21 protein-coding genes and 1 tRNA gene are annotated in these 21,490 nt (G+C 71.6%); 14 read left to right on the forward strand and 8 right to left on the reverse strand.

Going from position 1 to position 21,490, the window contains the following annotated elements; genetic code table 11:
• Positions 1–14: 14 nt before the first annotated feature.
• The gene (gene mmsA / locus ACOWU6_RS01145) at positions 15–1,541 is read left to right on the forward strand and encodes a multiple monosaccharide ABC transporter ATP-binding protein (protein WP_271172858.1); all 1,527 of its coding nucleotides are present in this window, start codon (positions 15–17) and stop codon (positions 1,539–1,541) included.
• Positions 1,528–2,745, forward strand: a complete 1,218-nt coding sequence (gene mmsB / locus ACOWU6_RS01150; protein ID WP_271172693.1) for a multiple monosaccharide ABC transporter permease — start codon at positions 1,528–1,530, stop codon at positions 2,743–2,745. The genes mmsA and mmsB overlap by 14 nt, the downstream gene beginning before the upstream one ends.
• A gap of 60 nt (positions 2,746–2,805) precedes the next feature.
• Here mmsB and ACOWU6_RS01155 read toward each other — a convergent pair whose 3' ends face one another.
• The 3 genes from ACOWU6_RS01155 to ACOWU6_RS01165 are packed head-to-tail and all read right to left on the reverse strand — an operon-like array spanning position 2,806 to position 5,722.
• On the reverse strand, positions 2,806–3,597 hold the full coding sequence (locus tag ACOWU6_RS01155) for an ABC transporter ATP-binding protein (RefSeq protein ID WP_271172692.1): 792 nt from the start codon (positions 3,595–3,597) through the stop codon (positions 2,806–2,808).
• Positions 3,594–4,664: a FecCD family ABC transporter permease gene (locus ACOWU6_RS01160; protein WP_421074432.1), complete on the reverse strand. Its 1,071-nt coding sequence runs from the start codon at positions 4,662–4,664 to the stop codon at positions 3,594–3,596. Before ACOWU6_RS01160 ends, ACOWU6_RS01155 begins: the two co-directional genes overlap by 4 nt.
• Positions 4,661–5,722: a FecCD family ABC transporter permease gene (locus tag ACOWU6_RS01165; RefSeq protein ID WP_421074433.1), complete on the reverse strand. Its 1,062-nt coding sequence runs from the start codon at positions 5,720–5,722 to the stop codon at positions 4,661–4,663. The genes ACOWU6_RS01160 and ACOWU6_RS01165 overlap by 4 nt, the downstream gene beginning before the upstream one ends.
• Positions 5,723–5,814: 92 nt before the next feature.
• Here ACOWU6_RS01165 and ACOWU6_RS01170 point away from each other — a divergent pair, with 92 nt between their 5' ends.
• Both ACOWU6_RS01170 and ACOWU6_RS01175 read left to right on the forward strand, forming a co-directional pair.
• Positions 5,815–6,834: an ABC transporter substrate-binding protein gene (locus tag ACOWU6_RS01170; protein ID WP_421074434.1), complete on the forward strand. Its 1,020-nt coding sequence runs from the start codon at positions 5,815–5,817 to the stop codon at positions 6,832–6,834.
• A gap of 138 nt (positions 6,835–6,972) precedes the next feature.
• A complete protein-coding gene (locus ACOWU6_RS01175; protein WP_421074435.1) occupies positions 6,973–8,778 on the forward strand; it encodes an ABC-F family ATP-binding cassette domain-containing protein in 1,806 nt (601 codons plus the stop codon).
• 11 nt (positions 8,779–8,789) lie between these two features.
• Here the strand turns inward: ACOWU6_RS01175 and ACOWU6_RS01180 are convergent, their stop codons facing one another.
• The gene (locus ACOWU6_RS01180) at positions 8,790–9,338 is read right to left on the reverse strand and encodes a GNAT family N-acetyltransferase (protein WP_421074436.1); all 549 of its coding nucleotides are present in this window, start codon (positions 9,336–9,338) and stop codon (positions 8,790–8,792) included.
• Positions 9,335–9,988 carry a GNAT family N-acetyltransferase gene (locus tag ACOWU6_RS01185; RefSeq protein WP_421074437.1) on the reverse strand — a complete coding sequence of 218 codons (654 nt, stop codon included), beginning with the start codon at positions 9,986–9,988 and terminating at the stop codon, positions 9,335–9,337. The genes ACOWU6_RS01180 and ACOWU6_RS01185 overlap by 4 nt, the downstream gene beginning before the upstream one ends.
• A 168-nt stretch (positions 9,989–10,156) precedes the next feature.
• On the opposite strand from ACOWU6_RS01185, the gene ACOWU6_RS01190 reads away from it, so the two are divergent.
• The 3 genes from ACOWU6_RS01190 (at position 10,157) to ACOWU6_RS01200 (ending at position 13,099) form a co-directional block, all read left to right on the forward strand.
• Positions 10,157–10,699, forward strand: coding sequence for a GrpB family protein (locus ACOWU6_RS01190; protein ID WP_421074438.1), 543 nt, complete (start codon positions 10,157–10,159; stop codon positions 10,697–10,699).
• A 171-nt stretch (positions 10,700–10,870) separates the two neighbouring features.
• Positions 10,871–12,331, forward strand: a complete 1,461-nt coding sequence (locus tag ACOWU6_RS01195) for a DUF222 domain-containing protein (protein ID WP_421074439.1) — start codon at positions 10,871–10,873, stop codon at positions 12,329–12,331.
• Between the two features lie 240 nt (positions 12,332–12,571).
• Entirely contained in the window at positions 12,572–13,099 is a 528-nt protein-coding gene (locus ACOWU6_RS01200; RefSeq protein ID WP_421074440.1) for a hypothetical protein, read from the forward strand.
• A 115-nt stretch (positions 13,100–13,214) separates the two neighbouring features.
• On the opposite strand, the gene ACOWU6_RS01205 is transcribed toward ACOWU6_RS01200, so the two are convergent.
• Complete coding sequence (locus tag ACOWU6_RS01205; protein ID WP_271173817.1) at positions 13,215–13,577, reverse strand: MerR family transcriptional regulator; 363 nt, start codon at positions 13,575–13,577, stop codon at positions 13,215–13,217.
• Positions 13,578–13,630: 53 nt separating this feature from the next.
• Between ACOWU6_RS01205 and ACOWU6_RS01210 the strand changes: the two genes are divergently transcribed.
• Entirely contained in the window at positions 13,631–14,575 is a 945-nt protein-coding gene (locus tag ACOWU6_RS01210) for an aldo/keto reductase (RefSeq protein WP_421074441.1), read from the forward strand.
• A 6-nt stretch (positions 14,576–14,581) separates the two neighbouring features.
• Here ACOWU6_RS01210 and ACOWU6_RS01215 read toward each other — a convergent pair whose 3' ends face one another.
• On the reverse strand, positions 14,582–15,085 hold the full coding sequence (locus ACOWU6_RS01215; RefSeq protein WP_271173815.1) for a MarR family winged helix-turn-helix transcriptional regulator: 504 nt from the start codon (positions 15,083–15,085) through the stop codon (positions 14,582–14,584).
• A gap of 101 nt (positions 15,086–15,186) precedes the next feature.
• On the opposite strand from ACOWU6_RS01215, the gene ACOWU6_RS01220 reads away from it, so the two are divergent.
• From ACOWU6_RS01220 to ACOWU6_RS01245, 6 genes are all read left to right on the forward strand, one after another.
• Positions 15,187–15,258 (forward strand) — tRNA-Gln (locus ACOWU6_RS01220).
• An 85-nt stretch (positions 15,259–15,343) separates the two neighbouring features.
• Positions 15,344–16,750, forward strand: a complete 1,407-nt coding sequence (glmU, locus tag ACOWU6_RS01225) for a bifunctional UDP-N-acetylglucosamine diphosphorylase/glucosamine-1-phosphate N-acetyltransferase GlmU (RefSeq protein WP_421074442.1) — start codon at positions 15,344–15,346, stop codon at positions 16,748–16,750.
• Positions 16,725–17,759 (forward strand): ribose-phosphate diphosphokinase, encoded by a 1,035-nt coding sequence (locus ACOWU6_RS01230; RefSeq protein WP_271173813.1) that lies wholly within the window; start codon positions 16,725–16,727, stop codon positions 17,757–17,759. The genes glmU and ACOWU6_RS01230 overlap by 26 nt, the downstream gene beginning before the upstream one ends.
• A 108-nt stretch (positions 17,760–17,867) precedes the next feature.
• Entirely contained in the window at positions 17,868–18,320 is a 453-nt protein-coding gene (locus ACOWU6_RS01235) for an FMN-binding protein (RefSeq protein ID WP_271173812.1), read from the forward strand.
• Position 18,321: 1 nt separating this feature from the next.
• Positions 18,322–19,185 carry an FAD:protein FMN transferase gene (locus tag ACOWU6_RS01240; RefSeq protein ID WP_421074443.1) on the forward strand — a complete coding sequence of 288 codons (864 nt, stop codon included), beginning with the start codon at positions 18,322–18,324 and terminating at the stop codon, positions 19,183–19,185.
• The gene (locus ACOWU6_RS01245; RefSeq protein ID WP_421074444.1) at positions 19,182–20,729 is read left to right on the forward strand and encodes an FAD-dependent oxidoreductase; all 1,548 of its coding nucleotides are present in this window, start codon (positions 19,182–19,184) and stop codon (positions 20,727–20,729) included. The genes ACOWU6_RS01240 and ACOWU6_RS01245 overlap by 4 nt, the downstream gene beginning before the upstream one ends.
• A gap of 52 nt (positions 20,730–20,781) precedes the next feature.
• Here the strand turns inward: ACOWU6_RS01245 and ACOWU6_RS01250 are convergent, their stop codons facing one another.
• Positions 20,782–21,465 (reverse strand): ABC transporter ATP-binding protein, encoded by a 684-nt coding sequence (locus ACOWU6_RS01250; RefSeq protein WP_421074445.1) that lies wholly within the window; start codon positions 21,463–21,465, stop codon positions 20,782–20,784.
• Positions 21,466–21,490 lie beyond the last annotated feature (25 nt).

The following is a 21,490-nucleotide window of genomic DNA, read 5'->3' on the forward strand; positions in this document are numbered from 1 at the left end:
ACACCATCCTCGAGATGCGCGGCATCACCAAGGAGTTCCCGGGCGTCAAGGCACTGCAGAACGTGACGCTCGAGGTCGAGCGCGGCACCGTCCACGCCATCTGCGGCGAGAACGGCGCCGGCAAGTCGACCCTCATGAAGGTGCTGTCGGGCGTCTACCCGCACGGCACCTACGACGGCGAGATCGTCCTGGAGAACGAGACCGCCCAGTTCCGCGACATCCGCGACTCCGAGCGCGCAGGCGTCGTCATCATCCACCAGGAGCTCGCGCTCAGCCCGCACCTGTCGATCGCCGAGAACATCTTCCTGGGCAACGAGCGCCAGAAGAACGGCTTCATCGACTGGCACGACACGAACGTCGAGGCGCAGAAGCTCCTCGCACGCGTCGGGCTCGGCGACAACCCCGCGACCCCTGTCAAGGAGATCGGCGTCGGCAAGCAGCAGCTCGTCGAGATCGCGAAGGCCCTGTCGAAGAGCGTGAAGCTGCTCATCCTCGACGAGCCCACCGCGGCCCTCAACGACGAGGACTCCGCTCACCTGCTCGACCTGATCCGCCACCTCAAGGGCCAGGGGATCACGTCGATCATCATCAGCCACAAGCTCAACGAGATCAAGGCGATCGCCGACCGGGTGACGATCATCCGCGACGGCCGCACGATCGAGACGCTCGAGCTCAAGACCGACGACGTCTCCGAGAATCGCATCATCAAGGGGATGGTCGGACGCGACCTCGAGCACCGGTACCCCGACCGCACGGTCGATGTCGGCGAGGAGGTCTTCCGCGTCGAGGACTGGTGGGTCGACCACCCCACCGAGTCCGGGCGCACGATCATCCACGGCGCGAACCTCTCGGTCCGCGCGGGAGAGGTCGTCGGCATCGCGGGGCTCATGGGCGCGGGGCGCACGGAGCTCGGCATGAGCATCTTCGGCCGCTCCTACGGATCGAACATCCGCGGCCGCGTGTACGTGCGCGGCAAGGAGGTCAACACGAAGACCGTCGCCGACGCGATCGACGCGGGGATCGCCTATGCGACCGAGGACCGCAAGGTCTTCGGGCTCAACCTCATCGACGACATCAAGCGGAACATCTCCCTCGCGTCGCTCGGCAAGCTCGCCCGACGCGGGTGGGTCGACGCGCACGAGGAGTTCGCCGTCGCCGAGCGGTACCGCAAGAGCATGAACATCAAGGCGCCGTCGGTCGCCTCGGTCGTCGGCAAGCTCTCGGGAGGCAACCAGCAGAAGGTCGTGCTCTCGAAGTGGCTGTTCTCCGACCCCGAGGTGCTCATCCTCGACGAGCCCACGCGCGGCATCGACGTCGGCGCGAAGTACGAGATCTACACCCTCATCAACGAGCTGGCGGCGCAGGGCAAGGCCATCATCGTCATCTCGTCCGAGCTGCCCGAGCTGCTCGGCATCAGCGATCGCGTCTACGCGATCTCGGAGGGGCACATCACCGGCGAGCTGCCGATCGAGCAGGCGACGCCCGAGTCGCTCATGCAGCTCATGACCAAGGAGAAGGAAGCCGACCATGTCCTCAGCTAGCGCCACCGAATCGCCCGTGCGCGGTGCGATCGCGTTCCTGACCTCACGGCTCCGGCAGATCGGCATCTTCATCGCGCTGATCGCGATCGTGCTGTTCTTCCAGATCGTCACGAGCGGTCGCCTCCTGACGGCCGGCAACGTCTCGAACATCGTCGTCCAGAACAGCTACATCCTCATCCTTGCGATCGGCATGGTGATGATCATCATCGCCGGCCACATCGACCTGTCGGTCGGATCGGTCGCGGCCTTCGTCGGCGCCGTCTCGGGTGTGCTCATCGTGCACTGGGGATGGCCGTGGTGGGCGGGCATCCTCGTCTCGCTCCTCATCGGAGCGCTCGTGGGAGCCTGGCAGGGCTTCTGGGTCGCGTACGTGGGGATCCCGGCGTTCATCGTGACGCTCGCGGGCATGCTGCTCTTCCGCGGTCTCACCCAGATCGTGCTCGGCAACACGCAGATCACCCCGTTCCCGACGGAGTACCGCCAGCTGGGCGGCGGCTACCTCTTCCCCGAGCTCTTCCCGGCGTCGAGTTCGCCCGCCGAGTGGATCACGGTGGGCCTGGGCATCCTCGCCCTCGTGCTCTACATCGGCAACTCGCTGCGCGAGCGCGGCAAGCGCGTGAAGCTCGGCCTCGAGAGCGAGCCCGCGTCGTGGTTCTACACGAAGCTCGTCTTCATCTCGGCGCTCATCGCCTACATGACGTACCTGCTCGGCGTGGCCCCCGGATCGCGCGGCACCCCGATCGTCCTGATCGTGCTCGCGGTGCTCATCCTCGCGTACTCGCTCGTGATGAACCGGTCGGTCTTCGGCCGCCACATCTACGCGATCGGCGGCAACCGCCACGCGGCCGATCTGTCGGGCATCAAGTCGAAGAAGGTGGACTTCTACCTCTTCGTGAACATGGGCGTGCTCGCCGCGCTCGCCGGCCTCGTCTTCACGGGCCGCCTCAACTCGGCGGGCCCCGGCGCGGGCAACCTGTTCGAGCTCGACGCGATCGCGGCGGCGTTCATCGGCGGTGCGGCCGTCCAGGGCGGCGTCGGCACCGTGATCGGCGCGATCACGGGCGGTCTCATCATGGGTGTCCTGAACAACGGCATGTCGCTGCTCGGCATCGGCACCGACTACCAGCAGTTCATCAAGGGCCTCGTGCTCCTGCTGGCCGTCGCGTTCGACGTCTGGAACAAGCGCCGCACGCGCGCGAGCTGACCGGCCATCCGACCGCGAAGGGCCGGGGCGTCTTCGGACGCCCCGGCCCTTCGGCGTCCGTCAGACCGGAAGGCCGAGGGGGAGCACGTGCGGCGCGCCGCCGTCGGGATCCGCGACGAGCGCGGAGCGGATGCCGAACACGCGCTGCAGGGTCTCGGGCGTCGCGATCTCCGAGGGCTCGCCCGCGGCGACGACGGCGCCGTCGCGCATGGCGATGAGCCAGTCCGCGTAGCGGGCGGCGAGCGACAGATCGTGGAGCACCATGACGATCGTGCGCCCCGACGTGCGGTTGAGCGACCTCACGAGCTCGAGCACCTCGAGCTGGTGCGCGACGTCGAGGTAGGTCGTGGGCTCGTCGAGCAGGATGGTCTCGGTCTGCTGCGCGAGCGTGAGCGAGATCCACGCGCGCTGACGCTGCCCGCCCGACAGCTCGTCGAGGGGAGCGTCCGCGAGGTCGTCGAGCCGGGTCGCGGCGAGGGCCTCGCGCACGATGCGCTCGTCCTCCCGAGAGAACCGGTCGTACCAGCGCTGATGGGGCGTCCGTCCGCGCGCGACGAGCTCGAGCACGGTCAGCCCCGATGGCGCGGACGGCGCCTGCGGGAGAAGCGCGATGCGACGCGCGATCTCGCGGTGTCCGAGCCGTGCGAGCGGAACGCCGTCCAGCAGCACCTCGCCCGCGGCCGGCGGCAGCAGCCGCCCGAACCCGCGCAGGAGCGTGGACTTGCCGCATCCGTTGGGCCCGATGATCGCCGTGACGCGACCGGCGGGGATGGCCAGCGACAGGTCGCCGACGATGACGCGGCCGTCGTAGGCGAGCGAGAGCGCCGAGGCCTCGAGGCGAGCGGACGTCATGCGATCCTCCTCCGGTTCAGGACGATGAGCCACAGCAGGTACGGGACGCCGACGAGCGCCGTGCCGATGCCCGCGGGAAGCGGGATGGGGAAGAGATGAGCGGTCACGACGTCGGCTGCGAGGAGCAGGACCGCGCCTACGAGCGCGCTCGCCCAGAGGGGAGGCGTGGGCGTGTGCGTCGCGAGGCGCGCGATCTGCGGCGCCGCGAGCGCGACGAACGAGATCGGGCCCGCGACGAGGGCCGCGAACGAGGCGAGCAGCACGGCCGTCGCGAGCACGGCGAGACGCACGGGGCCCAGGCGCACGCCGATGCCGGCTGCCGTCTGGTCGTCGAATGCGGTGAGCGCGAGCTGGTGCGCGAGCGCCGATCCGATGACGAGCAGGACGGCGATCGCTGCGACGCTCGGCGCGATCGCGCTCCACTCGCGCCCGTTGAAGGAGCCGCTCATCCAGGTCACGGCGATCGCGGCGTTCGTGACGTCGCCGAGCGTGAGCAGCCAGGTCGTGAGGCTCGTGGCGAGCCACGACACCCCGATGCCCGCGAGCACCGTGCGGTGCAGGTCGATTCCGCCGCGCCATCCGAGCACGGCGGTCGCGATTCCCGCGAGGATGCCGCCGCCGAGGGCGGCGGCGGGCATGAGCACGGACGCCGCGATGCCGCTCGCGCCCGCGCTCGCGCCGCCCGCGAGCACGAGGACGGCGACCGCGCCGAGCGCGGCGGCGGAGGTCACGCCGAGGATGTCGGGGCTCGCGAGTGGGTTCCGGGCGATGGTCTGCGTGAGGGCGCCCGACATGCCGAGCGCGAGGCCCGCGGTGAGCGCGGCCGTCGCGCGCGGGAGCCGGAAGCCGTGGACGACGAGGGCCGTCGCATCGTCGGGCGGATTCCCGAGGAGCGTCGCGACGAGCTCGGAAGGCGGGATCACCGTCGTGCCGATCGAGAGATGCAGCGCGAACGCGGCGCCCGCGAGCAGCGTGAGGGCGACTGTCGCGACGACCGAGCGCATCCGCACGAGCGCCGAGAGGCACCCGATCCTGACCGGCGCGGGCACGGCCATCCGCGCGCTCACAGCGCGATCTTCCTGCGCGAGCGGGCGATCGCGACGAACAGGGGGGCGCCCACGACCGCGAGGACGACGGTGACCGAGATCTCGCCCGGCCGTGCGACGACGCGGCCGACCGTATCGGCGACGAGGACGATCGCGGGCCCGAGCAGCGCCGACACCGTCAGCTGCCACCGGTAGTCGGGCCCCACGAGCGAGCGCGCGAGATGCGGGACGATGAGGCCCGCGAACGCGATCGGCCCGGCGAGGGTCACGGCGGATGCTCCGAGCAGGGCGATCGCGGCGATGCCGACGGCGCGGGCGCGCCAGGGCGCCTGGCCGAGAGCGGATGCGGCGTCGTCGCCCAGCGCGAGCACGTTGAGGGCGCGCGTGTTGGCGATGGCCAGGACGAGGCCGATGACGATGAGCGGCCAGACGGCGCCGATCGCGCCGCTGCGCGAGGCGAGGGAGCCGACCTGCCAGAACCGGAGCTGGTCGAGCGCCTGCAGATCGAGCAGCGAGATCGCCGTCACGAGCGACGACGCCAGCGCGGAGATCGCGACGCCCGCGAGCACGAACGACAGAGTGCCCTCGCGCCCGGGGGCGACGCGCGCGATCGCGAAGACGAGCACGGCCACCGTGAGGGCGCCCGCGAAGGCGCAGAGAGCGAGGGCGAGGGCCGGCGGGTTCGCTCCGGACGCCGTGACGACGACGATCGCGAGCGCCGCCCCCTGGTAGATGCCGAGGAGCCCCGGGTCGGCGACCGGATTCCTCGTGTGCCCCTGCGTCAGCGTGCCGGCGATGCCGAGGCACGTACCCACGACGAGCCCGAGCACGGTGCGGGGGAGGCGCAGGCCGAGGATCGTCACGTCGGCGTCCGTTCCGGTCGGCGCGAACAGGGCGCCGAGGAGCTCGCCGACGGACGTCACCCGGCCGCCGACGGCGAGACTCAGGACGACCGCGACGAGGAGGAGCAGTGCGCACAGGAGCGCGGCCGCCGGTCGGGAGCGGGGTCGGGCACGGCGCTCGCTCGGGCGCGCGATCGCGGAGACGGATGTCAGGGGAGCCTCCGGCGGTCGGGACATCGGGAGTTCTTAGGTTAGTCTACCCTTCGCGCTGACCCCGTCCGCGCGCCGTCCCCGCGACGGCCTCCTGACACCCGATAGAGGAAGACCGCATGAACACCCTGCGCACCTCGGCGTCCGCCCTCGGCATCGCCGGCCTCGCGCTCGGCCTTCTCGCCTGCGCCCCCGCGACCGCCGAGAGCGGATCCGCCCCCGAGGAGACCCCGGCGGCCAGCGCCGAGGCGTCCGAGTTCCCGATCACGATCGAGCACGCCATGGGCGAGACGACCATCCCCGAGGAGCCCCTCCGGATCGTCGCGCTCGACCCGAGCTACGTCGACGCGACCCTGCTGCTCGGCTCGCACCTCGTCGGCTACGCCCAGTACCGCCAGGACCCGGACGACCCGTTCGCCCCCTACCTCGGCGACGTCAGCGAGTTCGCGGGCGACGCCGTGAGCGTCGGCACGATGGCCGAGCCCGACCTGGAGGCGATCCTTGCGCTCGAGCCCGACCTCATCATCTCCGCGAAGGTGCGCCAGGAGGCGCTCTACCCGCAGCTGTCGCAGATCGCGCCGACCGTGTTCTCGGAGAGCACGGGCCCGACCTGGCGCGAGAACGTCGTGCTCCTCGGCGAGGCGCTCGGCAAGAAGGACGAGGCCGAGGCCGCCGTCGCCGCCTACGAGGAGCGCGCCGCAGCGGTCGGCGCCGAGATCCTCGAGGCGCAGCCCGACCTCACGGTCGACCTGGTCCGCTTCGCCGGCGAGGACACCGCGCGGCTCTACTCGAGCAACTCCTTCATCGGCGAGATCCTCACCGACATGGGCCTCCCGCGCCCCGAGACGGCGCCCGACACGACGGAGGAGATCTTCGTCCCCATCTCGCAGGAGCAGATCGTCGACGTCGACGCCGGGCTCATCCTCGTGAGCTCGTGGGAGCCCGAGGGAGCAGAGGGTGACGCGTCGCGCGCGCAGCGCGAGCAGTTCGAGTCGAACCCCCTGTGGGACCGCCTCGAGGGCGAGAAGCTCTACGTCGACGACGCGGTCTTCCTCGCGTCGGTGTCGATCCAGGGCGCGCACGAGGTCATCACCACGCTCGCCGAGCACTTCGGGGTCGACCCGCAGCTCGAGGACTGACGCGGGATCCCGGCACCATCGTCAGCATCTCGGACGGTGCCGTGAAGGTGATCGGACACGTGAACCGCTGATGCGCGAGGGGATGGTCGGCCCCGGCCATCCCCTCCGCCCAGGCCGGTCGCCTACCCTGGTAGGGACATGGCGCATCTTCTCGGGGCCGAGGCCCTGCATCTCGAGTTCCCCACCCGCATCGTCTTCGACTCCGTCACGCTCGGCGTGAACGAGGGCGACCGCATCGGCATCGTCGGCCGCAACGGCGACGGAAAGTCGAGTCTGCTCGCGATGCTCGCGGGTCGTCTCGAACCCGACAGCGGCCGCGTGACGGTGCGCGGGGGCGTGCGGATCGGCGTGCTCGACCAGGCGGACACGCTCGACGACGACGACACGATCGGGAGCGCCGTCGTCGGCGACGCCGCGGAGCACGAGTGGGCGGGCGATGCCCGCGTGCGCGATGTCATCGCGGGCCTGCTGCGCGACCTTCCGTGGGATGCCCGGCTCGCGGAGCTCTCGGGCGGTCAGCGCCGACGGGTGGCGCTCGCGCGGCTCCTCGCCGGCGACTGGGACGTCATCGCGCTCGACGAGCCCACGAACCACCTCGACGTCGAGGCGATCGCGTGGCTCGCCGCGCACCTCAAGCGCCGGTGGTCCGCGAACGCGGGCGGGCTGCTCGTCGTGACGCACGACCGGTGGTTCCTCGACGAGGTGTGCACCACGACGTGGGAGGTTCACGACCGGATCGTCGAGCCCTTCGAGGGCGGCTATGCCGCGTATATCCTCCAGCGCGTCGAGCGCGACCGGCAGGCCGCGGCGATCGAGCAGCGGCGCCAGAACCTGGCCCGCAAGGAGCTCGCGTGGCTGCGCCGGGGAGCGCCCGCGCGCACGTCGAAGCCGAAGTTCCGCATCGACGCGGCCAACGAGCTCATCGCCGACGTCCCCGACGTGCGCGACAAGGTCGCGCTCCAGTCGCTCGCCGTCTCGCGCCTCGGCAAGGACGTCGTCGACCTGCTCGACGCCTCCGTCTCGTACGGCGACCGCGAGGTGCTCCGCCGGATCGACTGGCGCATCGCACCGGGCGAGCGCACGGGCATCCTGGGCGTGAACGGCGCCGGGAAGTCGACGCTGCTCGGTCTGATCGCGGGCACCGTCGAGCCGACGGCAGGCCGGGTCAAGCGCGGGAAGACCGTGAAGGTCGCGACCCTGACGCAGCGGATGGACGAGCTCGAGCCGCACATGCAGGACCCGGTGCGCGTGGTCATCTCGAACCTGCGCACGAGCTACACGATCGGGTCGGGCTCGAAGGCGCAGGAGCTCACTCCGGGCCAGCTGCTCGAGCGCATGGGCTTCTCGTCGGTGCAGCTGTCGACGCCCGTCAAGGACCTCTCGGGCGGGCAGAAGCGGCGCCTGCAGCTCCTGCTCATCCTCCTCGATCAGCCCAACGTGCTCATCCTCGACGAGCCCACGAACGACCTCGACACCGACATGCTCGCGGCGATGGAGGATCTCCTCGACTCCTGGGCGGGCACGCTCCTCGTCGTCTCGCACGACCGGTACTTCCTCGAACGCGTCACCGATCAGCAGTACGCCGTGCTCGACGGACGACTGCGGCATCTTCCCGGCGGCGTCGACGAGTACCTCCGACTGCGTGATGCGCAGGAGGCCGCGCGTGACCGTGCCCCGGCTGCCGCGGCGGGGGCCGCCGCGGCGACGCCTGCCGCCGGGCTGTCAGGCGCCGAGCTGCGGGCCGCGCAGAAGGAGCTCGCCGCCGCGGAGCGCAAGCTCGAGAAGCTCCAGGCCGATATCGCGAAGGTGCACGACCGGATGGCCGCGCACGACCAGAGCGACTACGAGGGCCTGGGCGCGCTGTCGGCCGAGATCCGGGCGCTCGAAGAGCAGACGGCGCAGATCGAGGAGCGCTGGCTCGAGCTCAGCGAGCTCGTCGAGTAGCGCGCCCGCGGTCAGCGCCGGCCGGAGGCGATCCGCGACCAGATCCCGAGGTCGACGCGGCCGCCATCCGTGAACCCCGCATTGCGCGCCGTGCCCTCGTAGACGAACCCGGCGCGCTCGGCGACCCGCGTGGACGCCGCGTTGCCGGTCGCGATGCGGAGCTCGACGCGCTCGAACGCCTGCGCGTCGATCAGCCAGGAGGCGAGGGCATCGACGGCGCCTGCGGCGAGCCCGCGGCCCCGGTGCGCAGGTGAGAGCCAGTAGCCGAGCTCGGCGGTGCGCGCCCGCCAGTCGACGCGCTTGACGTCGATGCAGCCGGCCATCCGCTCGCCTTCCCTGATGCAGCGGACGAGCCCGGATCCCGACGCGCGGATGGTCTCAGCGACGCGGGTGCTCCAGTCGGCTGCGAGCTCGAGCGGGTACGGACGGGGGAGCGGGAGCCAGCGGCGGATCTCCACGTCGTCCACCGCGGCGTGGATGGCGGCCGCGTCGTCGGACGCGAAGGCCGTCAGGGCGACCCCCTCGCGCACAGGGATCACCTCATCGGGCAGCGCGTTCATGCCTGGGCCGGCATGAGCGCGCCGATCGCCGCCTCTGCGCCGCTCACGCGGAGGTCCCAGTCGGGGCGCGCGAACTCCGCGGCCGAGACGCGCAGGCGCACGAGATCGTCGACCTGGTCGGGACGCGCCCGGACGCGCTCGATGCCGTTCTCGCGGTAGCCCAGTGCGCGCGAGACCCCGAGCGACGCCGCATTCCAGCTGGCGGCTCCGGACTCCGCCCGCTCAGCGCCGAGCACGTCGAAGGCGAAGAGGAGGACCGCGGCCCGCATCTCGCGCCCGAGCCCGCGCCCCTGCGCGGAGCGGGTCAGCCACGAGCCGGTGTGCACCGTGCGCAGGGCGGGGAAGTCGCGTCCGTCGAGATCCTGGATCCCGATGGGCCTGCCGTCCTCGAGGACGGCGAAGCTGATGCCCCATGCCTCCGGCCGGAGCTGCGCGCGCCGGCTCCAGTGGAACCGCGCGAACTCGCGTCGCAGGATCTCGGGCTCGGCGTCGGTCCATGGCGCGCTGAACGGCATGCGGTCCGGATCGTGGATCCCCTCGATCGCCGCATCCGTGAGCGGCGCGAGGTCCTCGTCGCGCAGCGGCCTCAGGGTGAGGCGCGGCGTGGCGAGCTCGAGCGCGAACAGCGGCCAGACGGTCTCGATCCCCATCCGGTCAGGCTATGCGACGCGCGGGCGTGCGTGCGATCAGGACGCGCGGCGCGCTCACCCCGACGGCTTCATGTCGTAGGTCACCCAGGGCGTCGCGACAGCATGGGCGTCGTACACGGACCGGGCGACCGGCGGCCTTGAGGGATCGTGCTCAGGCAGACTGGAGAAGTGAGCGAAGCGGACGTCGAATGGTTCGATCAGCCGATCGGCGAGGCCGTCGAGATTCACGACCCCTCCGACGAATGGGCTGCTATCGGACATGATTGGGAAGAGCGCCTCACGGAGGCGCTCTCGCCGCTCCCCGTTCGAGTCGACCACGTCGGTTCGACTTCCGTGCCAGGGCTCGCAGCCAAGCCGGTCATCGATTTGCAGGTCCAAGTGCCGGACCTCGCAGATGAACGCGCCTATGTGCCCGCACTGGAAGGGTTGGGAATGGTGCTGCGCGCTCGCGGGTCTGACTTCCGCTTCCTTCGGCCCCCTGCGGGTCGCGCGCGCGACGTGCACATCCATGTCTGCGAGGCTGGCTCCGCCTGGGCAACGGAGCACCTGGCCTTCCGTGACGCGCTGCGCGGAGATGTCGCCCTCGCCCGCGAATACGAGAGGCTGAAACGACGTCTGGCTGAGACTGTTGTCGAACGCGCGGACTATAACGTCGGCAAGGAATCGTTCATCCTCGAGGTCGTCGCGCGGTATAGGGACTCTCGGCAATAGACATCACCGATTCGCCTCACGCTGCAGCACCTTCTGTGAGATCGAACACGGGAGGCTGACCCCGACGGCAGTGCCCTCGCCGCACGATCCGTTGCCGTTTCGTGATCGATCTCCACCGAGCCTGCGTCGTCTGGATCTGCGAATGTCGGTGGTCCTTGTGATGATGAATGTATGGAGATCAGTTCGAGTGCGCGGGCGTCGACGGGGTGGCTGCCGACGCCGGATGAGCGCGCTCGGCTGGGGGCGCTCGCGGATGCACTGGAGGTGAACGGGCGGTCCCTGGCGTCGCTCGAGGCGATGCAGGCGCTCCTGATCGCGCACATGGTGGAGGTCGCGCAGGAGCAGTACGCGCGGGAGGCGCGAGCGCTGGCCGACGGCGAGGAGGGCCGAGGGTGGTCCTTCCGGGCGCTGGCAGAGGAGATCGCGGGCGTGCTGGGATGCGCGCGGGCGACGGCCGAGGCGCGGATGGCCGACGCGGTCGCGCTGGTGAATCGGTACCCGCGGGTTCTCGCGTCGATGCAGGAGGGGCGCGTCTCGGCAGGGCAGGCGCGCGTGATCGTGGAGCTCGGGGACGAGCTGGAGTCCGCGACGGCGCGGGCGCGGTTCGAGGAGCTGGTGCTGGGCGTGCTGGCCGAGCACGCGCTGACACCCGGCCGGCTGCGTCCCGTGGCGGAGGCCGTGGCGGAGCGGCTGCAGCCGCGGTCGCTGCGAGAGCGGCACGAGGAGGAGGCCGGGCGGCGTCGGGTGGTGTTCCAGCGGGGCCGGCACGGGATGGGCTGGGTGCGGATGTACGTGTCCGCGCTGGTCGGCGAGGGGATCGTGGATCGCTCCCGGCAGCTGGCTGAGGAGCTCGCGGCGGCGGATGTCGACGGCTCTGACGAGCGCACCGCCGAGCAGCGGCAGGTGGATGTGCTGTGCGATCTCGCTCTCGCGGGGGCGCCCACAGCCGGCCCGCAGGGAGTGCCGACGGGACTCGCGGGAATCCGCGCGAGCGTGCAGATCACGATCCCCGCCCGCGCGTTCATCGCCGCTGCGGAGCACCGCGCCGCCGGCGCCGCGGAGATCGGCGGAGGGGGCGACGACGAGCTCGCCGACCCGTGTCCCGACGGTGACACCGCGGACGCGACCGCTCAGGGGTCGGGGCGTGACGCGTTCGGACGCCCGACGGAGCGCCTCGTGGGCGGGGCGGCCGTGCTGTGCGGGCACGGGGCGATCCCCATCGTGCAGGCGGTTGAGCTCGCTGTGACCGCCCCTGTGTGGGAGCGGCTGTTCGTCGACGCCGACACCGGAGCGCTGCTCACGGTGGATCTGCGCTTCCCGAATGCCGCGCAGCGCCGATACCTGAGAGCGCGCGACGAGCACTGCCGGTTCCCCGGATGCCGTCGCCCCATCCGCAAGCGCCTCTCCGACGCCGATCACACGATCGATCACTGCCTCGGCGGGCCCACCTGCGTGTGCAACCTCGCCTACCTCTGCGAGTACCATCACACCCTCAAGCACCATTCCGCATGGACGGTCGTGCAGAGACCCGGCGGCGTCCTCGAATGGACGTCGCCGACGGGACGCACCTGCACCGACGTGCCGCCGCCCGTCGTCCGCTTCATCCACGACGGCGACCCGCCACCCTTCTGAACGGTGGAGGAGGGGCTGCCCGGTGAGCCTGCGCGGTGTACGAGCGGGCAGCTGCCTGAAGGTTCGGGGAACAGTGCGCGGGAGGGGTTGACGCTCCCGTGCGCCCTGAGTAGGCCTGGGGGAGCCGGGGTCTTCCTGACCCAGGCGAGGGGGAATCGCTCGGATCGGCGTGCTCGCGTCGGTTGACGACGACCGCTCGTCGTCGGCGCCGTTCACATCCAGATCAGTTGGGGGAACAACATGAGCAATTCGGATCAGTTCGGGCAGAACGACCAGTCCGAGGGGCAGGGGGCTGAGGAGTTCGGGTCGGGTGACCAGTACTCCGGAGAGGCTTCGGAGTCGTACGGCGAGTCGTCGGAGCAGGGCGGCTCCTACGACGGGGGGTCGTCGGATTCGTCATACGGCGGCGCGTCGTCGGAGTCGTCGTACGGCGGCGAGTCGGGCGAGTCGACCGGAAGCGAGTCGTCCGGCGAGTCGTATGGAAGCGAGTCCTCGTACGGCGGGGAGTCGTCGTCGGAGTCGTCGTACGGCGGTGAGTCGGGCGAGTCCTACGGCAGCGAGTCGACGGGAGACTCCTCGTACGGCGGGGAGTCGTCCGAGTCGTCGGAGTCCTCCTACGGCAGCGAGTCGTCGGGCGAGTCGTCCGAGTCCTCCTACGGCAGCGAGTCGTCGGGCGAGGGGAGCGGCTCCTCGTACGGCGGCGACTCGTCATCGGAGTCGTCCTTCGGCGGATCCTCGGAGCAGAGCGGCTCCTACGAGGAGGAGTGAGTTCGCGGCCGTGAGGCCGATCGCGCACGGGAGCCTCGTCGGATCGGATCCGGCGAGGCTCCCGCACGTCCGTCTGCCAGCGCGTCGGCCGTCGCGGCGTTCCGGGCGTCGTCGATCACGCGCCGATCTGCTCCTCGTACCACGCGATCTTCTCGTCGAGTCTCGCGCGGCGCTGCCGCAGGAGCTCCAGCTGCGCATCGACGTCGTCCGCGTGCTCGCGCAGCAGGTCGACGCGGGCGCGCAGGGTGGACGGGTCGCGGCAGAGCTCTCCGTATCGGCGCAGCCGCTCGATCGGCATCCCCGTGTCGCGCAGGCACTTGAGGAAGTCGAGCGTCGACAGGTCGCCGTCGGTGTACACGCGCCTTCCGCCGCCGTCTCGTGCGACCGGCGGCAGGATCCCCTCGCGCTCGTAGTAGCGGAGCGTGTCGATGGAGAGGCCGGAGCGCGTGGAGGCCTCTGCCGGGGAGTAGGTCGTCATGCTCGCACGATAGCGCTTGACCTGGAGCGCGCTCCAGGTCGCATCGTGTCCTCATGACCGTCACCACCACGCCCCTCGTCCTCGGCGCCATGACCTTCGGAACCCGTCTCGACGACGAGGCGTCCTTCGCCCTTCTCGACCGCTTCGTGGAACGCGGCGGCGAGTGGATCGACACCGCCGACTGCTATGCGTTCTGGGAGAGCACGGATGGCCGCGGCGGCGCGAGCGAGACCGTCCTCGGCCGGTGGCTCGCGGCACGGCCGGGCATGCGCGAGCGCGTCCGCCTCTCGACGAAGGTCGGCGCCGAGCCGCTCTGGGCCGGGTCCTGGCCCGAGCACCGCGCGGGCCTGAGCCGTCGCGCGATCCACGACGCGTTCCGGGGAAGCCTCTCGCGCCTCGGCGTCGACTCCGTCGATCTCCTCTGGCTGCATCAGGAGGACCGGCAGACGCCGATCGAGGAGACCGTCGACGCCCTGCAGGAGCTCGTCGCGCGCGGCGAGGTGCGCAGGGTCGGGGCGTCGAACCATCCGGCCTGGCGTGTCGAGCGCGCGAGGCGGCACGCATCGGCGTCGGGTGCCCTCCCGATCGACGCGCTCCAGCTCAACGCGACCTACCTGCGGGCGCGCCCGGGCGTGCGGCCGGCGGGAGTCGTGCACCCCTTCGGCCTCCTGAGCGACGAGCAGCGCGACATCGCGCGCGAGCACCGCATGGAGATCTGGGCCTACACACCCCTCCTCGGAGGCGCCTACGACGACCCGGAGAAGGAGATCGACCCGGTATACGACCACCCGGGCAACGCGCGCCGACTCGAGGCCCTCGACGAGGTCGCCCGTGACGCGGGCGCGACCCGCGGGCAGGTCGTCCTCGCGTGGCTCGTGTCGCAGGGCATCCGCCCGATCCTCGGCGGCAGCCGGCTGCACCAGCTCGACGCCGCTCTCGACGCCGTCGCGCTCGAGCTCACGGCCGCGCAGCTCGAGCGGCTCGACGTCGAGGGCTGAGCTCGGTCAGACCCCGCCGTCGAAGCTGAGGCTGAGGCGGCGCAGCAGCGCGGCCAGCCGCGTCCGCTCGGCCGCCGACAGGCGGCCCAGCAGCTCGGCCTCGGCGTCCATGAGTCGTGTGATGGCGGCGTCGACGCGCGTGCGGCCGTCGTCCGTGAGCGTGACGAGCACGCTGCGTCCGTCGCCGGGGTCGGACTCCCGGCGGACGAACCCGCGCGTCACGAGGCGGTCGATCCGGTTCGTCATGGTGCCGCTCGACACGAGCGTCTGCTGCAGCAGCTGCTTGGGGCTCAGCTGGTATGGGGCTCCGGCCCGGCGCAGGGCCGAGAGGACATCCCACTCCCACGGCTCGATCTCCGTCCGGCTGAACGCCTCGCGGCGCGCGCGGTCGAGATGCCGCGAGAGGCGGTCGACACGCGAGAGCACCTCCATCGGCGAGAAGTCGAGATCGGGGCGCTGCGTCGCCCAGGCGCCCACGATGCGGTCGACTTCGTCGGTATCCGTGGCCATCCGTCCAGTATCACGCACGCGCGCCATCGGTCTGACGCCGGCCGACGACCCGAGCCCGACGACGCCACGTGGCAGACTTGTGGGGCGGCCAGGGGCCGTGGTCCGCCATGGTGTAACGGCAGCACGACAGCCTTTGGAGCTGTGAGGACCAGGTTCGAATCCTGGTGGCGGAGCGTGACGGAGAGCGACGTGACGGAGAACCACGTGACACAGAGCGAACTGGCGATCGTCATCCTGGCCGCGGGGCAGGGGACGCGCATGAGATCGAAGCTCCCGAAGGTGCTGCACCGGATCGGCGGTCGTCCCCTCGTCGGGCACGTCCTGCACACGGCGCAGCAGCTCGACGCGGTCGTGACGCGCGTCGTCGTGCGCCACGAGCGCGACCGGGTGGTCGAGGCGATCGCCGACTTCCCCGGCGTGGAGCCAGTCGACCAGGACGACATCCCGGGAACGGGGCGCGCGGTCCAGGTCGCGGTCGAGAACCTCCCGGACTCGTTCGGCGGCGATGTCCTCGTGCTGAGCGGCGACGTGCCGCTGCTCGATGCGGAGACTCTCGCGTCGCTCATCGAGACGCACCGCAGCTCGGGCGCCGAGGCGACCCTCCTGACCGCGTCGCTCGACGATCCGTCGGGCTATGGGCGCGTCGTCCGCGACGCCGACGGCGCGGTCGCCCGCATCGTCGAGCAGAAGGACGCGAGCGACGACGAGCTCGCCATCGCCGAGATCAACGCGGGCGTCTACGTCTTCCGCGCGCCGGCGCTGCGCGCGCAGCTCGCGCGGATCGGCACGGCGAACGCGCAGGGGGAGATGTACCTCACCGACGTCGTCCGCCTGCTCCGCGAGGAGGGCGCACGCGTCGCCGCCCAGACGGCACCCGACGCGCGCATCGCGCTCGGCGTGAACGACCGCGTGCAGCTCGCGGAGGCCGCGGCCATCCTCAATGCGCGCATCGTGCGCCGCTGGCAGGTCGAGGGCGCGACCATCCTCGACCCCGCGTCCACGTGGATCGACGACACCGCATCGCTCGCCCCTGACGTGACCGTGCTGCCCGGCACCTTCATCCTGGGCGCGACGAGCGTGGGCGAGGGGGCGACGATCGGCCCCGACACCTCCCTCCTCGACTGCGAGGTCGGCGAGGGCGCGACCGTCCGGCGCACCGACGCGACGCTCGCCGTGATCGGCGCGGGGGCGACCGTCGGTCCGTTCGCGTTCCTGCGCCCCGGAGCGGAGCTCGCGGCGGACGCGAAGGTCGGCACGTTCGTCGAGGTGAAGAACTCGACGATCGGCGAGGGCAGCAAGGTGCCGCATCTCTCGTACGTCGGCGACACGACGATCGGCCGCGGGGTCAACCTCGGCGCGGGCGCGATCACCGCGAACTACGACGACATCGCCAAGCACCGCACCGTGATCGGCGACGAGGTGCACACCGGCTCGCACAACGTCTTCGTCGCCCCCGTTACACTGGGTGACGGCGCGAAGACGGGAGCGGGCGCGGTCATCCGCAAGGATGTGCCGGCGGGCGCTCTCGCTCTCAGCGTGGCACCCCAGCGGAACATCGCCGGGTGGGTCGAGACGAACAGGGCGGGCACCGCAGCGGCAGAGGCCGCGGCTCGTGCCCGAGCGGCGGAGAAAGCAGCCGATGGCGCGCACGAAGAAGACCATTGACCTCGACCTCGAACGGGGCATCGCCCCGGGAGTCGTCACCAAGACGAAGAAGCGGCTGGTGGTGGTCGCGGGGCGCTCGCACCCCGAGCTCGCCCAGGCCGTCGGCGAGCAGCTCGGCATCGGCATCGCGCCGACCGAGCACCGCACCTTCGCGTCCGGTGAGATCTACACGCGCTTCGAGGTCTCGATGCGCGGCAGCGACGTCTTCCTCATCCAGTCGTTCAGCCAGAGCGTCAATGAGGAGCTCATGGAGATGCTCATCATGCTCGACGCCCTCAAGCGCGCGTCGGCGAAGCGCGTCACCGTGGTCGTGCCGTACTACCCGTACTCGCGCCAGGACAAGAAGGGGCGCGGCCGCGAGCCGATCTCGGCGCGCCTCGTCACCGACCTGATCGCGACGGCCGGCGCCGACCGCATCATGAGCGTCGACCTGCACGCCTCCCAGATCCAGGGCTTCTTCGACGGTCCCGTCGATCACCTCTTCGCGAAGCCGGTGCTGCTGCGCCACTTCGAGGACACCCTCACGGAGGAGGAGCGCGAGACGCTCACGGTCGTCTCGCCCGACATGGGCCGCGTCCGCGTCGCCGACACGTGGTCGGACAGCCTCTCGGCGCCGCTCGCGATCATCCACAAGCGCCGTGACCCGAAGGTCGCCAACCAGGTCTCCGTGCACGAGATCGTCGGCGAGGTGTCCGGCCGCACGTGCCTCCTCGTCGACGACATGATCGACACGGCCGGAACGATCGTGAAGGCCGCCCAGGCGCTCAAGGCCAACGGCGCGAAGAAGGTCATCGTCGGCGCGACCCACGCGATCTTCAGCGACCCCGCCGTCGAGCGGCTGCAGGATGCGTCCGTCGACCGCGTCGTGGTCACCGACACCGTGCCGATCCCGCCGGAGCGCCGCTTCGAGAAGCTCACGGTGCTCTCCGCGGCGCCGCTGCTCGCGCGTGCCATCCGCGAGGTGTTCGACGACGGATCGGTCACGAGCATGTTCGACGGCGCCGCCTGAGCGACCGTCACAGCAGACTCATAAGGTCCGCGAAGCGGTTCCCGCATCGTGCCTGGTTAGGGTTGCCTCACACGGCCGCACCGCGGCACCGATGAACAGGGGACCGACATGAACCGATCCATTCGCACCGGCGCCGCACTCGCAGGAGTCGCGGGCGTCGTGGCGCTCGCGGGCTGCGGCGCCGTCACCGTGGGAGCCACCGCGGACGACGAGACCGCGACGACGGACGCGTCGAGCGGCCAGGCGACCGACTCGGGCACGGTGGCGTACGCCGACGGCACCTACACGGCCGAGGGCAGCTACCAGACTCCGGAGACGGTCGAGACGGTCAGCGTGACCGTGACGATCGAGGACGACGTGGTGACGGCGGTCGAGGTGACCGGCGACCCGCAGGCGGCCGAGAGCCGGCAGTACCAGTCCCAGTTCATCGCCGGCATCGCCGACGAGGTCGTGGGGGTCGCCCTCGATGACCTCGCCGTGGACCGCGTGGCCGGGTCGTCGCTCACGAGCGGCGGCTTCAACGCGGCGATCGAGCAGATCAAGCAGGACGCGGCGGTCTGACGTGTCCGCGTCGGCCGTGTGGCGCTTCGACGCCATCGGCACGAGCTGGGAGATCGAGTCGGCGCAGCCGCTCGACGCGCACGTGCGCGACGCGGTGACCGCGGAGGTCGAGGCGTTCGATGCGACCTGGTCGCGCTTCCGCCCCGACTCCCTCGTCTCCCGGCTCGCCCCCGCGGGCGGCGCTGCGCCGGCGCCGCCCGACGCCGGGGCGATGCTCGACGCGTGCGCGGAGCTCTCCGCGGCGACGGATGGCGCGGTGAACCCGCTCGTCGGCGGCTCGCTCGAGCAGCTGGGGTACGACGCGTCGTACAGCCTGCGCGCGGGGGAGCCCCTCCCGGCTCCGGCGGACTGGCGTGCGCGGCTGACGTGGGGCGACGGCGAGCTCCGCCTGCGCGGCCCTGGCGTCGTCGACGTGGGGGCGCTCGGCAAGGGGCGCCTCGTCGATCTCGTCGTCGACCGCGTTCCGGGTGAGGGGGTCGTCGACGCGAGCGGCGACCTGCGGGTCCGCGGCCGCCGTCGCGTCGCCCTCGAGCACCCCTACGACCCGCGGCGCGCGATCGGCATCGTGACCGTCGAGGACGAGGCCCTGTGCGCGTCGGCGGCCAACCGCCGCACGTGGGGCGACGGGCTCCACCACGTTCTCGATGCGCGGACGGGTCTTCCGGTGCGCACGGTCGTCGCCACGTGGGCGATCGCCCCCACGGCGATGGTCGCCGACGCCGCCGCGACCGCGCTGTTCTTCGACGGCGGGCCCGAGTACGCGCACGCGCACGGCGTGCACTGGGTGCGCGTGCTGTCGGATGGCCGCGCCGAGTGGTCCTGGGGCTCCCGCGGGGAGCGGGGAGAAGCGGAGCTGTTCACATGATCGGACGACTCACCTCGGTCTATCAGCGGGGGATGCGCGCGCTCGGGCGGTTCTCGATGTACCGGCTCGTCCTCGTCGCCCTCGCGGTGCTCGCGGCCATCGCGCTCGCACTGTCCGTGTTCGGCCTGGTGCTGCCCTCGCCGGGAGCCCTCCTGGCGACCGCCGCCGTCCTCGTCGGCGTCGGCGCGATCGTCGACGCCACCGCGCACCGCATCCTCGGGCTCGTCTGGCGGCCCGAATCGACGCTCATCACCGCGGGCATCCTGCTCTTCGTCGTGCGCCCCGGGCTCGACGCCGCAGGCCTGGCGGGCGCGGCGATCGCCGCGGCGGCCGCGTCGCTCTCGAAGTACCTGATCGTCTGGCGCGGGCGCCACATCCTGAATCCCGCGGCGGTCGGGGCGACGGTCGCGACGCTCTCGACGCTCACCACCTCGGCGTGGTGGGTGGGCACCCCCGCGCTCTTCGCCCCGCTCCTCGTCCTCGCCGTCCTCGTGCTCTGGCGCACCGAGAAGCTCCGCGTCGTCGGCCTCTTCCTCGTCGTGGCGATGGTCGTCGGCGCCGCCCGCACGATCGTGCAGCTCCTCGCCGCCGGTCTCTCGCTTCCGCTCGAGAGCCTGCTGCAGGGCCTGGTCGTGCAGTCGCCCTTCCTCTTCCTCGGCGCGTTCATGCTGTCCGAGCCGCTCACGCTCCCGCCGCGCCGACGCCAGCAGTACCTCGTCGCGGTCGTGGTCGGCGTGCTCGCCGGCTGGCCGATTCCGCTGGGGATCATCACTCTCGGCCAGGAGCGCGCGCTCCTCATCGGCAACCTCATCGCCTTCGCCTTCGCGGCGCGCGGCGCCGTCCGTCTCATCCTCGTCCGGCGCGTCGCCCTGACGCCGACGGTTCAGGAGCTGACGTTCGCCGCCCAGCGGCGCCTGGCCTTCGTGCCGGGCCAGTACCTCGAGCTCGACGTGCCGCACCGTCGGCCCGATGCGCGCGGGACGCGCCGCGAGTTCTCGATCTCCTCTGCGCCTGAGGAGCTCCCGACCATCCGCATCGCCTTCCGCGAGAGCCGCGGGGGAGCGCGCTCCAGCTACAAGCGCGCCCTCGCGGAGGCGCGCGAGGGCGACGTGCTCGCGGTGACGGGAGTGTGGGGCGACTTCGTGCTGCCGCGGTCGGCGGATGCGCCGGTGCTGATGGTCGCCGCCGGCATCGGCGTGACGCCCTTCGTGTCGCAGCTGCGGCACCTGCAGCTCTCGGGCGCGCGGCGCGATGCCGTGCTCGTGCTCGTGGCCTCCCGCGCCGACGAGCTCGCGTATCGACGCGAGCTCGAGCAGACCGGCGTCCGGACGGTCGTGTTCACCCCGGATGAGCCCGCGGGCCTGCCCGCGCACTGGGCGTGGGCAGGAGGGGAGCGGCTGACGGCGGATGGCCTGGCCGCCGCGGTCCCGGACATCGCGGCCCGTCACGCGTACGTCTCCGGCCCGCCGGCCCTGATCGCCGATCTCGCGCCCGCGCTCGGCAGGGCGCGGTCGCTCACGACCGACGCCTTCGCCGGCTACTGACGCCGAGCGGCGGCGCGCCGGACGAGAGGGGCGCGCCGCCGCTCGGCCCGGCTCACCGCCGGGTGATGTCGTGCACGGCGCCGTGGTCGAGGCGGAGCCGACGACGGGCGCGACGGGCGACGGCCGAGTCGTGCGTGACGAGGACGAGGGTCAGGCCATCGGCGTTCAGGCGCTCGAGCAGGTCCATGATCTCGTCGCGCGTGCGCTCGTCGAGGTTCCCGGTCGGCTCGTCGGCGAGCAGCACCCGGGGGCGCTTCGCGATCGCACGCGCGATCGCGACGCGCTGCTGCTGGCCGCCCGACAGCTCAGCGGGACGATGGTCGGCGCGCTCGGCCAGCCCGACCTGCGCGAGGGCCTCGGCGACGCGCGCGTCGCGCTCGTCCCTCGGCAGGCGCAGCGGCTCGAGACCCATGGCGACGTTCTCCCTCGCCGTCAGGGTGGGGATGAGGTTGAACCCCTGGAAGACGAAGCCGATCTCGCCCGCGCGGAGCGCGCTGAGCTCCCCGGCTGACGCCCGGCCGAGCTCGGATCCGGCGATCGAGATCGAGCCCTTCGTCGGCGTGTCGAGCGCTCCCAGCAGCTGGAGCAGCGTGGACTTTCCGCCGCCGGTCGGCCCCTGGATCGTGACGAAGTCGCCCTGCTCGATCGTGAGATCGACGTGGGCGAGCGCGCGGATCTCGCGCCCCTTCGCCCGGTAGGTCTTCTGGACGCCCTCGAGCGCATACAGCGTGGTCATGATGTTCTCCTCTGTTCCGTCCGCG

This window comes from Microbacterium sp. SA156 (genome assembly GCF_049065455.1).
GTDB lineage: Bacteria > Actinomycetota > Actinomycetes > Actinomycetales > Microbacteriaceae > Microbacterium > Microbacterium barkeri.